General features: G+C 66.6%; 12 protein-coding genes and 1 pseudogene. 2 read left to right on the forward strand and 11 right to left on the reverse strand.

The genetic code is table 11. The features are described 5' to 3' along the window. Positions 1–399 (reverse strand): annotated as a pseudogene (locus ACFWAY_RS50215) (pyruvate dehydrogenase); the annotation flags it as partial. Between the two features lie 325 nt (positions 400–724). Here ACFWAY_RS50215 and ACFWAY_RS50220 point away from each other — a divergent pair. Beyond that, a complete protein-coding gene (locus ACFWAY_RS50220; RefSeq protein ID WP_378456933.1) occupies positions 725–1,807 on the forward strand; it encodes a M48 family metallopeptidase in 1,083 nt (360 codons plus the stop codon). Between the two features lie 51 nt (positions 1,808–1,858). On the opposite strand, the gene ACFWAY_RS50225 is transcribed toward ACFWAY_RS50220, so the two are convergent. Continuing rightward, complete coding sequence (locus ACFWAY_RS50225; protein WP_378516051.1) at positions 1,859–4,222, reverse strand: arylsulfatase; 2,364 nt, start codon at positions 4,220–4,222, stop codon at positions 1,859–1,861. 318 nt (positions 4,223–4,540) lie between these two features. Here ACFWAY_RS50225 and ACFWAY_RS50230 point away from each other — a divergent pair, with 318 nt between their 5' ends. Beyond that, positions 4,541–5,686, forward strand: coding sequence for an aromatic acid exporter family protein (locus ACFWAY_RS50230; protein ID WP_378456935.1), 1,146 nt, complete (start codon positions 4,541–4,543; stop codon positions 5,684–5,686). Positions 5,687–5,721: 35 nt separating this feature from the next. On the opposite strand, the gene ACFWAY_RS50235 is transcribed toward ACFWAY_RS50230, so the two are convergent. From ACFWAY_RS50235 to ACFWAY_RS50275, 9 genes are all read right to left on the reverse strand, one after another. Then, on the reverse strand, positions 5,722–6,489 hold the full coding sequence (locus ACFWAY_RS50235; RefSeq protein WP_378516043.1) for a GntR family transcriptional regulator: 768 nt from the start codon (positions 6,487–6,489) through the stop codon (positions 5,722–5,724). A 37-nt stretch (positions 6,490–6,526) separates the two neighbouring features. Then, on the reverse strand, positions 6,527–7,423 hold the full coding sequence (locus ACFWAY_RS50240; RefSeq protein WP_378516044.1) for an HpcH/HpaI aldolase/citrate lyase family protein: 897 nt from the start codon (positions 7,421–7,423) through the stop codon (positions 6,527–6,529). 44 nt (positions 7,424–7,467) lie between these two features. Further along, complete coding sequence (locus tag ACFWAY_RS50245) at positions 7,468–8,640, reverse strand: CaiB/BaiF CoA transferase family protein (protein WP_378516045.1); 1,173 nt, start codon at positions 8,638–8,640, stop codon at positions 7,468–7,470. Then, positions 8,637–9,473, reverse strand: coding sequence for an enoyl-CoA hydratase/isomerase family protein (locus tag ACFWAY_RS50250; RefSeq protein ID WP_378516046.1), 837 nt, complete (start codon positions 9,471–9,473; stop codon positions 8,637–8,639). The genes ACFWAY_RS50245 and ACFWAY_RS50250 overlap by 4 nt, the downstream gene beginning before the upstream one ends. Then, on the reverse strand, positions 9,470–11,431 hold the full coding sequence (locus ACFWAY_RS50255; RefSeq protein ID WP_378516047.1) for an AMP-binding protein: 1,962 nt from the start codon (positions 11,429–11,431) through the stop codon (positions 9,470–9,472). Before ACFWAY_RS50255 ends, ACFWAY_RS50250 begins: the two co-directional genes overlap by 4 nt. A gap of 30 nt (positions 11,432–11,461) precedes the next feature. Further along, positions 11,462–11,932 (reverse strand): MaoC family dehydratase, encoded by a 471-nt coding sequence (locus ACFWAY_RS50260; RefSeq protein ID WP_378516048.1) that lies wholly within the window; start codon positions 11,930–11,932, stop codon positions 11,462–11,464. 165 nt (positions 11,933–12,097) lie between these two features. Then, a complete protein-coding gene (locus tag ACFWAY_RS50265) occupies positions 12,098–13,414 on the reverse strand; it encodes an MFS transporter (protein WP_378516049.1) in 1,317 nt (438 codons plus the stop codon). Positions 13,415–13,589: 175 nt separating this feature from the next. Continuing rightward, positions 13,590–14,750: a CaiB/BaiF CoA transferase family protein gene (locus ACFWAY_RS50270; RefSeq protein WP_378516050.1), complete on the reverse strand. Its 1,161-nt coding sequence runs from the start codon at positions 14,748–14,750 to the stop codon at positions 13,590–13,592. A gap of 57 nt (positions 14,751–14,807) precedes the next feature. After that, on the reverse strand, positions 14,808–15,350 hold the full coding sequence (locus ACFWAY_RS50275) for a CoA transferase (protein ID WP_378516052.1): 543 nt from the start codon (positions 15,348–15,350) through the stop codon (positions 14,808–14,810). Positions 15,351–15,406 lie beyond the last annotated feature (56 nt).

Consider the following 15,406-nt stretch of genomic DNA (forward strand, 5'->3'; position numbering starts at 1 on the left):
GGTCGAATAGTCCACCGGATCCGGATCTTTCGACCGGGACGGGTACGACTGCAGCCCACCGAACTCCCGCAACGTGGTCAGATACTTTTCGTCCAACTCACCGAGCAGGTAGTTGATGCCGTGCAGCACCGGGGAAGCGTGCGGTTTCACCGACACCCGATCCCCCGGCCGCAACTGCTCGAACCACAACGACGTCATGATGGTCGCGATCGACGCACACGACGCCTGATGACCACCCACCTTGAGGCCCGTGGGGTTCGGGCGAACCCGGTTGGCGTGGTGGATCATTGCGGTCGAGAGCCACAACACGCGCTGCTCGATCTCCACGAGCGCTTCCGGATTGGCCGCGCGCGGGGTGAGCTGCGCCGTGTGGTCGTCGATCGTGCGGGCGTCGTTCATTGCTTCGTCCTTGCCTGTGAGTTCCTGGCACCGAATCCGATCCTCCTCGGCCCAGTTCGTGGGCGAGGCGGATCGGCGGTGACGGGCAGGCGGACCTGTGGGAACCGACCTCACCGCATCTTCGAGGTCTCGTGTGCAGATCTCTCACAACAGTCGAACATCGGAACGCACTTTGAGCAATACCGAGCGTCAAGCTTGAGCATACTGCGCATGTTCGGAGCAGTCGCCGCGGTCGGTGGTTGGCAAAATGCCCAGCACGACCGCCGCCGCTACCCTCCGGCGCTACCCTGACCTGGAGGCCACGCACACCGACCCAGGGGGAAGCTTGACCACCACACCAGACCGCGTTCGCACGGCGTTCCCGGAGATCAGCTCGCGTGCGTGGGAGCACCCGGCGGATCGGGCGGCCCTCGTCACCCTGCGGACTTTGAAGGGGTTCGACACGGTCTTCCGGACCATCTCGGGTCTGCTGCAGGAGCGTCAGCACCGGCTGATGTACCTGGCCACCTCCGTGCGCGTCGACGAACGGCAGTTCAGCGATCTCCACGACCTCCGCAGCGACTGCGTGCGCATTCTGGGTGCCGACGAGACACCAGAACTGTTCGTGCTGCAGACCCCGGTCGTGAACGCCTTCACCATCGGCATGGACCGGCCGTTCATCGTGGTCACCACCGGAATGCTCGACGTGATGAATTACGAGGAGCAGCGGTTCATCATCGGCCACGAACTCGGGCACGCCCTGTCCGGGCACGCGGTGTATCGCACGATCCTCATGCATCTGATGCGCTTGGCCGGGACCATCGGCTGGATCCCCATCGGCGGGTGGGCGCTGCGAGCGATCATCGCCGCGCTCATGGAATGGCAGCGTAAATCGGAACTGTCCGGCGACCGTGCCGGATTGCTGTGCGGGCAGGACGTCCACACCGCCCTTCGCGTGCAGCTGAAGCTGGCCGGCGGTTCCCGGGTCAGCGAGATCGACACCGACGCCTTCCTGGCCCAGGCCGCCGAGTACGACGCCAGCGGCGACCTGCGCGACGGCGTCCTCAAGCTCCTCAACATCGAACTGCTCTCTCACCCGTTCTCGGTGCTGCGTGCCGCCGAGTTGAAGAAGTGGGTGGACAGCGGCGCCTACGCGGCGATCCTGCGAGGCGAATACCCGCGCCGCAGCGAGGACGACGACGCCAAGATCAGCGAAGAATTCCGCAAGGCCGCGAAATCGTACAAACAGAATTTCGACACCTCGAACGACCCGCTGATCCGCATGCTCCGTGAAATAGGCAGCGGACTGGGCACCACCGTGGACGCCGTCGGAAACGGCGTCGGCGACGTCGCGGCGGACATCAAGGAGCGGTTCACCCATTGGCGACGGAATTCCGACGGCAAGAAGGATTCCGACGACGACAACTAGCCGGGAATCCATCGGAGGTCGGGCGCGATTTCGCGCGCCCGACCGCTCCGGTCAGTCGGCCATCGCCTCGGCCAACTCTTCGACCTCCTGGATCACCGGTTCGGGCACCCGCACGGGGCCGGGGGTGTAGGTCACCGACCGCAGCCCGCCGGTGAATCGGAAGGTTCCGCGCCGTTCCCGCAGATCCCACACGACGGGTCCGCGGGCGTCGACGCCCACCGAGATCCCGGTCCACGGCGCCATGCCGACCAGCTGGAACTGGTCGTCGAGGGTGGCCACGTCGGTGCTGACCCCGGCCGCGTCGGTGAGGGTGACGGTGAAGTTCCACCGGACGGATTCGGTGGCCTCCGCCCGCACCTGCACGCCCACCACATCCGCACCGAGGGGCGCGGAGGTGTGCGCGACGCGGCCGTAGCTGTTGACCGCGAACACGATCCGGCCGTCCTCGACGTAGAGCACGTATCCGCCGTGGGGGTCACCGTGAGCGACGAGCACCCCTTCGTCGCCCGCGGCGATCGCGTGGGTGGCGACGTCGATGGTGAAGTCGCGGTACTGGATCAGCACACTGGACCGATAGCGTTCCAGCGTCGGGGTACCCGCGAGGATCTTCACCGGCTCCGCGAGTCGGAGTTCGTCGGGCCGCCGCTGCACGGCCTTGCGGTCGTTGAGGATCGGGAACACGGTGTTGTGCCACGCCGCTCGATCCCACGCCTCGGCGAGTTCCCGCACCTTCTCGGGAAAGACACTTGCGACGTCCGTGGTCTCGGCAGGGTCGGATTCGACGTCGAACAGTTGCCACTGCGGATCGTCGACCCGGGTCGGATCCGTGTGCAGCGACAGCAGTTTCCAGCCGTCCCGGTAGAACCCGCGGTGACCACCGAACTCGGCGTACTGCTCCGTGTGAGGGGTGGGCTGCGCGGCGTCCCGCAGGACGTCGGCGATGCTGACACCGTCACGCTCCTGCGCGGGAAGCCCGTTCCGATGGCTCGGAGTCTCGAGTCCGGCGAGATCCAGGAGGGTCGGGGTGATGTCGGTGACGTACGAGTAGTGCTTGCGCAGTCCGGTATCGCCGTCGGCGCGCCCGAGACCGGCGGGCCAGGACAGCAGGAACGGCACCCGGACACCACCGGCGAACGTCTGACCCTTGTAGAAGCGGAACGGAGTATTCGACGCCTGCCCCCAGCCGCGCGGGTAGTGGACGCCGATCTTCTCCGAGCCGATCAGTTCCTCGTCGTGCGGGACGTCGCGCACCCAGTCCGCCGGGACCGGTCCGTGCACGAATTGACTGAAGTACGAACGTGTTCCCGCCGCGCCACCCTCGGCGGTGCCGCCGTTGTCGGAGGTGAACACGATGATGGTGTTGTCGGTCTCGCCGAGTTCGTCGAGGGTGTCGAGCACCCGGCCCACGCTCTGGTCGATGCTGTCGACCATCGCAGCGTAGACCTCCTGGTACCGGGCGAACCGCAGCTGCTCTTCTTCGGTGAGCTCGTCCCACGGCGGGGCGTCGTAGCCGGGTTCGGTGTTGCGTTCGGCCATCTGGGTGCCGGGCGGGAAGAACCCTGCCTCGAGTTGCGCGTCGAAGCGGCTGCGCCGCACTGCGTCCCAACCCTCGGTGTAGCGGCCTCGGTACTTGGCCAGGTCTTCGGGCTTGGCCTGGTGCGGTCCGTGCATCGCGATGTGCGAGAAGTACAGGAAGAACGGCTTGTCGGCGTCGTGGGCGCGCAGGCTCTTGATGCGCGAGATGGCCTTGTCCGTGATGTCGTCGGTGACGTAGTAGTCCGACGGATACTCCTCGACGTCGACCACGGAGTTGTCCGAGATCAACTCGTTCGGGTAGTAGAACGAATTCATTCCTTCGAGCGATCCGTAGTAGCTGTCGAATCCGCGCTGCAGGGGCCAGGAATCGCGGGTGCGACCCGGCGCGAGGTTGGTGTCGCGCGCGAGATGCCACTTGCCGACCGCGTGCGTGGCATACCCGTTCGCGCGCAGAATCTCCGCGAGGCTGAGCGCGTCGTCGGCGAGTTCCATCCGCAGTCCGGGGAAGCCGGGATCGAAGTTGGCCACGCTGCCGTAGCCGGCGCGGTGCGGGTTCAGGCCGGTGAGCAGCGCCGCGCGAGCCGGTGAGCAGACCGAGGTGGTGTGATAGTTCGACAGCCGGTAGCCGCTGTCGGCGAGCCGGTTCAGGTTGGGGGTGTCGATCTCGGAGCCGAACGGTCCGATGTCCGAGTAGCCCATGTCGTCGATGAGGATGACCACGATGTTCGGTGCACCGGCCGGCGCTGTCGTCTCCGGCGCCCACCACGGCGTCGACTCCGCACTCGTCCGCCCGATATGTCCGCCGAATCCGTCGTACCCTCGCGCGCCCGGCGGGATCTCCTGCTGGCCCGCGACACCGCCGGTTCCGTTACTTCCCACTTCGGGCACGCGCGCAATCCCTTCACTCACGGAGACCGATTTCCCCGTATATGTGGGGGAATCGTACGGTGGCTCACGACCCCGGCGAGTGGTTTGAATCACGAAGATTTCAAGCCACGTTCAGCAGTCTGCTGTGACCTGCATCGCCCGAAATAGGGCGCATAACGTGATCTGCGCTATGAAAGCGGCGACTTTTACACGGGCGTAAGAAATCCAGGACAAGCTTTGCGAAGGCTTGTCCACCGGCGGTCGTCGGAGCGGCAGGCGCTGGTGAATGTGCTCCTGCCCACGTGTGACCGTCCAGAAAGCTGTACCACTGTGTTCCAGCTCATTTCGATACTCGGCTTTCTCCGGAGAATCGGCTCCACCGCGCTGCCGTCAGTGCGTGCCGCGTTGCTTCGCTTCGCGGGGTACCTGGTGCCGATTGCGCAGACTGCGGTCACCGCTGGGGCGGCGTGGTGGGTGTCGGTCGAGGTGGCCGGTCACGAGCAGCCGCTGCTGGCCCCGCTGGCGGCGGTGGTATGCCTGAGCGTCGCACGGGGTGCCCGCAGTCGCCGGGCCGGCGAGCTGATTGCGGGTGTCACCATCGGAACGATCGTCTCGGACGTCGTCGTGCGGTACATCGGCAACGGGCCTTGGCAGATCTGCCTCGTAGTGGCTGTGGCGATGTCTTTCGCGGTGCTCCTCGACGGTGGTTCGGTGATCGTGCTGCAGGCGGGTTCCTCCGCGGCGCTGGTTGCGGCCATGGCATCCGCCACGAGCGCCCACCCGTTCGACCGTGTCGTGGACGCACTGATCGGGGGTGCGCTCAGCCTGGTGGCGCTGTCCGTATTGCCCACCGACCCCGTGCGACGGACGCGCCGGTGCGCCGCCGCTGTGCTGGACAGTGTGGCCGCAGCCCTCCGGCAGACATCGAAGGGACTGGCCGCCGGTGACGTCTCCGCGCTGGAGGATGCTCTCGCACTTGCCCGTTCGACGCAGTCGACCATCGACAGCATGCGCGTCGAACTCCGCTCCGGCTCCGAAGTGGCACGGATGTCACCGATCCACTGGCGGGGACGACGCCGCATCGGCCGGCTGGCATCGATCGCCGACCCGATCGACAACGCCGCACGCAACACCCGGGTCCTGGTGCGGCGCGCCCTGATCGCCACGTACGACGGCGAGCGAGTGGACCCGCAGTTGGCGGACGCCGTCTCCGATCTGGCGCACCTCGCCGACCGGATGCGGCTGATGATTCTCGCGACTCCCGCGAAGAAGCCCAATGAAATCCAGATCAGCGACGAACTCGAGCGATTCGCGCGCTCACTGCCGCAGCAGGAGATCTCGGCGGGGTTCTCGGCAGCCGTCGTCTCCGCGCAGGTCCGATCCATCGTCATCGACTTCTTCGAAGTGTGCGGCATCCCGCGCGCCGTCTGCCGTCCGATGCTGCCCCGCCCCGCCCACTACGCGGGCGCCGCGTAGCCCGGCGAGGGGCCGTCTCGTACAGAGACTGACCGCTACCGAGGACGTCGCGGACGGGCGGCAACGCCTCCGCGGCGGATCGTCGGCGTCGACACGGCCTCGTTCGCGGTCGAGGCACCGTTCGGCGGGGCTTCCGAGACGTCGTTCCACAGACCACGTCGATCGAGTTCCGCGATCATGTGATCGGCTCCGTCCAAGATGTGGGTTTCCATGAGCGTCTTGGCCAACGTGGCGGCGCGCTTGCGTAGAGCGGCGAGCAGGCGCGCCTCCTGTGTGGTCGAGAGGTGAGGCTCGGGTCTGGCGTCGTAGAGGTTCGGCAGGTTCGCAGTGACCGAATCCAGTAGACGGACAAGCCGAGGAGAGCCGGCGGCGGCGTTGACCCTGCGATGGAAGGCGTGCCCGAGTGCGGCGACATCGTCGGCGTCACCGTGGGCGATCGCCTTCTGGTGGTCTCGGAGTATGGTCGCGAGCTCGTCGAGGTCGGTATGGGTGATGTTCTCGGCGGCTCGCGAGGCGAGTTCACCGGCCAGCAGCGCATGTGCCCAGAAGAGGTCGCGCACATCTTGTTTGGTGAATGGAGCAACCACATAGCCCCGGCGAGGGACCGTCTTTACGAAACCCTCACCGCAGAGTTTCAGAAGTCCCTCGCGGACGGGAGTAGTGCTTACTCCGACAGCCTCCGCGATCCGTTCGATGCGTACGAACTCTCCTGGTCGCACCTTCCCGGCAAGGATCATCTGCCGTACATAGGAGGCCACTTCGTCGGGCAGTTGCTGGAGCGCGGAGGCTGTGTGATCGAGCATCGTCAGTGGCATCTTTCCGGTGTCGGATGGGCCTTGATCAGTGGGCAGCCCGACTCAGACTGCTTGCGTAGGCGAGGATCTCGTGGGCGGTTTTGATGTGGGCGTAGTCGACGTGCATGTCCTCGTACCGGACGGCGGCCAGCCCTTGGGCTTCGGCGTCCTCGAAGGCTTCGATCATGCCCGAGTAGAAAGCGATCTCGGCGTCGGACGGGCTGAACACCTCGTTGGCGAGGGCGATGTGCGAGGGATGGATCAACACCTGACCGCGGAAACCGAGTTCGCGGTTGCGTTCGGAGAAGTTCCGTGCCCCGTCGTGGTCGGTGAGGTCCTGCCACACCCCGACCAACGGGAACTCGAGACCGTTGGCGCGGGCCGCGAGCAGCGCCCGGCTGCGCAGATACAGCGTCTCCTGACCGGACGGGGTGAACTGGAACCCGACGGATCGGGACACGTCCGCGTCGCGGGCGGTCCCGGCGAACAGGGTCGCCACCCGAGGGGACGCGACGGCGATCTTCTCGCAGCTCGCATACGCCTCGGCGGTCTCGAGGCAGCAGATGAACTCCAACGTCCCGGCGTCCACGCCGTTGGCCCGCTCGAAATGGGTCACCAGGGCGTCGAACCGGACGATGTCATCGGGACCGAAGGTTTTCGGCAACACGAACCCGTCCAGGCCCGGCACGGCGACCGCGGCGATGTCGTCACCCGAGATCCCGGTGTCCAGTGCGTTCAGCCGCACATAGAGTCCGACATCCGCGCCGGCCTCCCGCAGCCGCACGATGGTCCGAGCGGCCGTGGCGCGTCCCTGGTCCTTCAGGTGCTCCGGCACGGAGTCCTCGAGGTCGATAATCAGGCCGTCGGCGCCGGCGGCGATGGCCTTCTCGGCCCACCCCTCCCGATGCCCGGGCACGAACAACAACGAACGAAGCGGTCTCATGGTTTTCTCCCAACGTGTGTGAAATCGTGTGTCAAACCGTGCGATTACGGCCGCACACTGCCGGCGGCGGTCGGTGCAGTACTCGCGAACTCCGCGCGAATGCTGTCGGTGTCTGCGCCCAACGCCGGGACGCTGCCCGACGCCGTGGTCCAGCCCTGTGCGAGGCCGGGCGGCACCAGGGCGGGCACCGGGCCGACCGGGGTGTCGATATCGCGCCACCGTCCGCGGGCTGCCAGTTGCGGGTGCTCGGCGAGGCCCTGGACCCCGTTGAGCCGGGCGTTGCCGATCCCGGCCGCATCGGCGGCCTGCTGGATCTCGGCCAGGGTGCGTTGCGCGCACCAGAGGCCGACGATCTCGTCGAGTTCGGTGCGCAGCCGGACCCGGTCCGCGTTGTGCGCGTACCGCGGGTCCTCGGCGAGATCCGGACGGCCCAGGAGGTCGGCCGCCAGGCGCCGCCATTCCCGGTCGCTGGTGGTGCCGAGCACGGCGGTCAGGTGGTCGGCGGTCGGGTAGGCGCCGTAGGGGGCGACCATCGGCGAGCCCATGCCGACGGGCTCGGGTTCGACACCGCTGTGGATCACCTGGTTGAGGGCGAAGCCCATCATCTCGGCGACCACGTCGAGCATCGCGATCGGGATGACCGCGCCGCGCCCGGTCCGCTCCCGGTCGAACAGCGCGGCGAGCACCGCCGAGTACGCATACAGTGCGGTGCCGATGTCGGCGATCGGGATACCCGGTTTCGCGGGCTGTCCGGGTAGGCCGGTGATGGTGCAGGACCCGGCCTCGGCCTGGATGAGTAGGTCGTAGGCCCGTTTGTGATCGAGTGGTCCGCCGCGCCCGTACCCGGAGATGTCGACGATGATCAGGCGCGGATACCGCTCGGCGAGTGCGTCCACCCCGAGACCGAGCCGGTCCAGCGCACCGGGTGCGAGGTTGCTGACGATCACATCGGCCCGTTCGAGCAGGTCGTGCAGCAGGTCGTGGTCGGCGGGTGCCGTGAGGTCGAGTGCCGCCGATTCCTTGCCGTGGTTGAGCCAGACGAAGTGGGCGGCCAGACCGCGCACGGCCTCGTCGTAGTGGCGGGTCGAGTCCCCGGAACCGGGTTGTTCGACCTTGATCACCCGGGCGCCCAGGTCGGCCAGGTGCCGGGTGCACAGCGGTGCGGCGATGGCCTGTTCGAGGCCCAGCACGGTGATCCCGTCCAACGGCCCGCTCATGTGAACCTCGGCTGACGCTTGTCGCGGTGCGAGGCAATACCTTCGGCGACGTCCGGGCCGCCGAAGCCGTAGAACTCGAAACCGAGGGAGGCGTCGAAGATCGGCATCGCCTGCCGGTACCAGTTGTTCAGGGCGTGCTTGGTGAACCGCAACGCGCTGCGCGACCCACGGGCCAGGTTCTCGGCGATCTGCAGGGCACGGGCCTGCACGGCGTCGTCGTCCACACACACCGAGACCATCCCGATCCGTTCCGCCTCCTCGCCGGTGAGGACCTCGTTGGTGAGCAGGTGATACTTGGCCTTGGCCATCCCACACAGCAGCGGCCAGCAGATGGCGGCGTGATCGCCGGCGGCCACCCCGATCCGCACGTGGCCGTCGACGATCTTCGCGCGCCGACCGGCCACGGACACATCCGCCAGGAGGGCGGCAACCAGTCCGGCACCGACGGCGGGGCCGTTGATCGCCGAGACGATCGGGGCCGGGCATTCGATGATATTGCGGACCAGGTCGCGGGCCTCGGCCATCACCCGGGTGCGGGTGTCCCAGTCCTTGACCATCGCCTCGATCAGGTCGAAACTGCCCCCGGCGGAGAACGCGCGGTCGCCGGCGCCGCGGATCAGCACCGCCCGCACCGACTCGTCCCGGCCGATCGCCGCCCACACATCCGCCAACTCACGGTGCATGTCCGCACCCACCGCGTGCAGGTCCGGCCCGTCCAGCACGATCCGCAACAACCCGTCCGAGGGACGATCGATCGCGAGCGTCGGGAACTCCCCATACGTCTTCACTGAAGTGTTGTGCAACTGGACATTCTGAGTGTCGTTCTGGCTCATCGCCCTATCCCTTCTTCAGCTACCTGCGGGTGTGGGATGTCTTCGAGTGGTGTCGCCGGGTCGAGTGACGACATGTCCCCGACCGGGTCCCCGAGGAACCGCGCCCGGATGGCGCGGCGCATGATCTTGCCGTTCTTCGTCTTCGGGAGGGTCGCGACCGTGTGGACGGTCGGCGCGAAGGATTTACCAGCATTGCGCAGGGCCGTCGCCTGCAGATCGTCGGAATCGACGCCGCCCTCGCGCACCACGGCGAACGCGACGGCGCGCTGCCCACGAAGCTCGTCGGGTACCCCGATGACCGCGACCTCCGCGATCCGCGGATCCCTCAGCAGCGCCGCCTCGATCTCCGCCGGGCCCACCCGACGACCCGACAGTTTGATCGTGTCATCGGACCGGCCGTGAATCCGCCACACCCCGTCCGCGTCGACGCTGGCGAGGTCACCATGCACCCACACCTCGTCCCACCGCTTCCAATAGGTTTCGAGATACCGGTCACGGTCGTGCCAGAACGCGTGGGTCATGCCCGGGAACGTGTTCCGGACGGCGAGTTCCCCCACCTCGTCGACGAGGGGTGCACCGTCCTCGCCGAGGACGACAGCGTCGACGCCGGGCAGTGCGCCGTTGAACGCCGCGGCGGCAGTGGGCAGGAACGGGTACCCGATGAGGATGCCGCCGCCGACCTCGGTTCCGCCGCTGTAATTGATGATCGGCCGGAGTGATCGCCCGACCTGCTGGAACAGCCACCACCAGGTGGGCTCGTCCCACGCCTCGCCGGTGGAGACGAACGAGCGCAGCGTGGGCATCTCGCGCACCGCCTCGTCGCCGCCCGCCATCAACGCCCGGGCCGCCGTCGGGGCAATGCCCTGAACGGTGACACCGTTGCGTTCGGCGATCTCCCACAACCGTCCGGTGGTCGGGTACGTGGGCAGGCCCTCGATCATCACGATGGTGGCACCGAGCTGCAGCGGCCCGGTCATCAACAACGGGCCCACCAACCACCCGAGATCGGTGATCCAGGAGACCACATCATCGGCATGAACATCGAAACCGTACGCGAAGTCCACCGCCGCCTTCACCCCGAAACCGGCGTGCGAGTGCACGATCCCCTTCGGGCGGCCCGTCGTCCCGGACGTGTAGACAATGGTGAGCGGGTCGTTCGCCTCCGTCGGCGCCGTCTCCACCGGTGCCGGATCCGGATCCAGATCCTCGAAATACACGTCGCGGCCCGCGGCCATCGCGACCTCGGTACCGAGGTGGCGGAGCACCACGACAGTGCGCACCGACGGCGCCGAGTCCAGCGCCTGATCCGCGGTCTCCTTCATCGGCACCGCCCTGCCGCGGCGCGTCGTGCCGTCCGCGGTGATCAGCATGACCGCCTCCGAGTCCTGCAGCCGGGTGGCCAGCGCATCCGGCGCGTATCCGGTGAAGGTGGGCACCGAGATGGCTCCGATCATCGCGATCGCCAGGAACGCGACCACCGCCTCCGGGACCGCGGGGACGAACAGCACCACCCGATCCCCGCGCGCCACGCCGAGCTGGGTCAGGTTCGCCGCGAACCGGCGCACCTGACGATCGAGTTCGGCGTAGGTCAACGTGCGCCGCTGCCCACCATCCCCCTCGTAGACCACCGCCGTCTTGCCGGCGAGTTCGCCGACCGCGTGCCGGTGCGCGCACAGGTTCGCGACATTAAGGCGCCCGCCGGGAAACCACCGCGGGAACGGCTTGCCCTCGGACTCGTCACGAACTTGTTCGAACGGTGCGTCGAAGGTGATCTGCAGATCGTCGACGACGTTGCGCCAAAACCGCTCTGGGTCGGCGACCGCGGACCGGTTCAACTCGTCGATGTCCTCGTGTCCCCAACGCCGCATCGCCGACAGCAACCGGCTGCGCTCGACTACCGAGTCACTCGGCATCCAGGCGTACCGCCGGGCGGTATCGTCCTGCTGGCTCTTCGTCATACCCGTTCCTCCTCGACGCCCACGATCCGGTTAAGCGTTGACTGATTCCGTCGCCGTGCGCTTGAGCATCAGCCCGGCCCGGCGGCACTCGCACACCACCTCGTCGCGCTGGTTGATGCCGTAATGACGGAACGCAACGATGCCGGAGTCGTTACGGCTCTTCGACTCCCGCTTGTCGAGGATCTCGGTGCGCACCCGGATGGTGTCACCGTGGAACACCGGTTTGGGGAATTTGACGTCCTCGTAGCCGAGGTTGCCCAGGGTGGTGCCCTGGGTGGTCTCGGGCACCGAGATACCCGAGACCAGGCCGAGGATGAACAGGCTGTTGACCAGGCGCTGCCCGTAGATCGAGTCCTTGCTGTATTCCGCGTCCAGATGCAGCGGCGCCAGGTTCAACGTCATCGTGCTGAACAAGATGTTGTCCGTCTCCGTCACCGTGCGACGGGTCGGGTGGTCGATGACCGCACCCGGCTCGAATTCTTCAAAGTACAGACCGGGCATGGGAAGTCCTTTCGATTCGACAGCACCACTGCTGCCGGAGTTGAACGTGTGATGTAGATGTTTGGGGGAGTGCGGCTTCACGGCACCTTCATGCCGTGGTCCGCGTGGGTGCTGGTAATCGCGAACCAGATCGCGCATTTTTCAGTCACGCGGGTGGGTGGAACTTCAGGCGCTGGTGGCCGGTTCGTCGACACTCTCAGGGATCGAGTTCGTACTACTTCGCGTCAGTACGCGGTTCTTCTGGTCGGATAGGACACCGACAACGACGAGCAGTGCGCATCCCATCAGGAGGAGGGAGACACCCCAGGTGGCGTGTTCGGGGGAGAGGGTGACGATCGTCAGGGCAGCCAGCGGGGCGAGACCGCCTGCGATGGCACCACTGACCTCGCGGCCGGCGCCGAGACCCGAGGCTCGCACATCGGTGGGGAATTGCTGTGCCATGAAGGGACTCGACGCCACGATCATGATCGGGGCCAGGATGCCGGTGCCGAGGATCAAGATGGCCCAGACGAATACGGGCTTTCCGGTATCGAGCACCCAGAACATCGGGAACGCAATCAGCAGAACGCTGGCAGCACTGAACAGCATGATCCACCGGATATCGACCCGGTCACACAGCCTGCCCACCAGGGGCACCACGGCAATTGCCACCGCGCTGGCCAATGCGACGCCGAACGACCCCACATTCGCCGGCACATCCTGGAACTCACTGAGGTATGAGAGCGAGAACGTCTTGAACGTGTAGGAAATCGCGGCGTAGCCCGCATACACTGCCGCAACAACCAACAGCCCACGCCAATCGGACCGCAGCAGATCACCGAAGATTTTGCGGCTCCTACGTTGGGGCCGAGCTGCCGCAACCCGCTCGAATTCCGGGGTCTCCGGCATGTTACGGCGTATCCAATAACCGACTCCGACGAGCACGAAGCTGGCAATGAAAGGGATTCGCCAGCCCCAGCTGTACAGGAACTCGTCGCCGAAGCTGGTAACTGCGGTAACCGACAACGAGGCAGCCAGCAGTCCGATCTGGACACCGAGCGCAGGAAGCGAAGTGTAGCGGCCCCGGTTCTTCGCACCGGCATGCTCGTAGGACACGGCGATGGCGCTCCCGAACTCGGCGCCCGCACCGAATCCTTGAATCACCCGAAGTATCACCAGGAGCACCGGTGCGGCGACTCCGATCGTTGCGTAGGAAGGCAACAGGCCGATCAAACCTGACGCTCCTCCCATGATCAAGAGGCTGAGCGAGAGCACTGTCTTGCGACCGATCTTGTCGCCCATGATGCCGAAGACGACCCCCCCGAGCGGCCGGGCCAAGAACCCGACGGCGAACGTGGCGAAGGCAGCCAAGGTGCTCCCGGCGGAGTTGCTCGACGGGAAGAACACCTGCCCGAAAACCAGCGCTGCCATGGACGAATACAGGAAGAAGTCGAACCACTCCAGCGCGGTGCCGATTACAACGGCCGGGCCGATTCTCTTCATGGGTGTTGGCGGTATTGCCTGTCCGGGAGCGTCTCCTGGCTGCAACATCGTGTGATTTCCTTTCGATAAGAATGCTTGGTCACGCAGACCGTGGCCGTCGATCAGGAGGGGACATCGAGCCACGGCGAGACTCGGAGCTCACCGTCGAACGGTGGCGCGGTGTGCTCGCAGAGGTTCATTGCGTACCTTGCGACTGCTTGATCGCGTGCGTCGTTGCCAGGTTCGCGATCTCGTTCGCGTCGAATCCCCAGTCGCGCAGGGCCTCGTCGGTGTGCTCCCCGGGCCGCGCTGCCGGGAGGGTGACCTGTCCCGGGGTGCGCCCGAAGCGCGGCGCCGGCGCTGCCTGCAGCACGCCGTCAAGCGGGACGAATGCCGAGCGGGCGACGGCGTGCTCGTGTTCGAGCGCCTCGTCGAGGGTCAGGACCGGGGAGAAGCACGTCTCCAGCGCTTGCAGCCTCGTCACCCATTCCTGGCGGGTCCGGGTCCGGAAGATCTCGGCGAACCGCTTGCGGGTGTCCGGCCAACCGCCTTGATCCATCTGCTCCGGCAGCTCGTCCAGGGACAGCCCGAGCGCCTCGACCAGAACCGCGTAGAACTTCGGCTCGTTTCCGGCCACCGCCACCCACAGGCCGTCCGAGGTCTCGTAAGTGCCGTAGAACGGTGCGCCTCCGTCGAGCCGGTTGGACTCGCGGCGGTCGTGCCACGCATCGATCTGCCGCAGCCCATGGAACATCGACCCCAGCAGCGAGGCTCCGTCGACCATGGCCGCGTCGACGACCTGGCCCTTCCCCGAGCGGGACGCCTCGAGCACGCCCGCGACGATCCCGAACGCCAGCAGCATCCCGCCGCCGCCGAAGTCGCCGACGAGGTTGAGCGGCGGAACCGGACGGCCCTCCGGGCCGATGGCGTGCAGCATCCCGCTCAGCGCGAGGTAGTTGATGTCGTGCCCCGGCACCTGGGCCAGCGGACCCTCCTGGCCCCACCCGGTCATCCGCCCGTACACCAGGCGCGGATTCCGCGCCAGGCACTCCTTGGGGCCGATGCCCAGGCGTTCGGCGACCCCGGGCCGGCTGCCCTCGATCAGGGCATCGGCCTGTTCGACCAGCCGAAGGACGACTTCGGCACCGTCGGGGTTCTTCAGGTCGACGGCGACCGAGCGCCGCCCGCGCCGGTTGACGAAGTCGATCGCACGCGCACCGTCGGGCTGCGCACCGACGTGGTCGGCCCGGTCGATGCGCAGGACCTCCGCGCCCATGTCGCTCAGCATCATCGCGCACCAGGGGCCGGGACCGATTGATCCGATCTCGACGACCTTTATCCCGTTCAGCGGTCCCATGTCAGTTGCACTCCTTCAGAATTCTTGTTCAATCCCGTCCGTGGGCGGAACCGGTAACTAGTAGATATTTGGGATCGCGTTCGGCTCGGTGGTTGGTCCGTGGCGGACAACCCGATTCGTATGCAGGGCGAGCACGTCGTCCTCGCTGTATCCGATCTCGCGGAGGACCTCGTCGGTGTGTTCACCGAGATCGGGTGCGTAACCGCGTGGGCCGGTGTCGGCGTGAGCGAATCGGATGGGGTTGTTGGGAGCGCGGTAGCTCCCGTGCGTCGGGTGGGTCAGGCTGATCACCGCTTCGTTCGCGACGACCTGCGGATCCTCGAGGGCCTCCTCGAGGCGGTGAATCGGACCGCACGGCACCCCGGCGGCCTCGAGGTCGATCAGCCAGGAATCGGCTGGGCGCTTGCCGAAGATGGTCTGCAGCCGCTCACACAACTCTCCGCGGTGCTCGACCCGCCCGGTATTGGTTCGGTATTTCGGGTCGCGGAAGTCACCGTACTCATCGAGCATCGGCAACAACTTCTGCCAGAACTTGTCGCTGAGGCAGGCCAGGACGAAGTACTTTGAATCGCCCTGGATCGAGTGGAGACTCCGGTTCAGGCCACCTCGGGGGTTGAGGCAGCCGGGGGACGCTGTTCACGATAGCGGGTCTCGTA

Source organism: Rhodococcus sp. NPDC059968 (assembly GCF_042738615.1).
In the GTDB taxonomy this organism is placed as follows: domain Bacteria; phylum Actinomycetota; class Actinomycetes; order Mycobacteriales; family Mycobacteriaceae; genus Rhodococcus_F.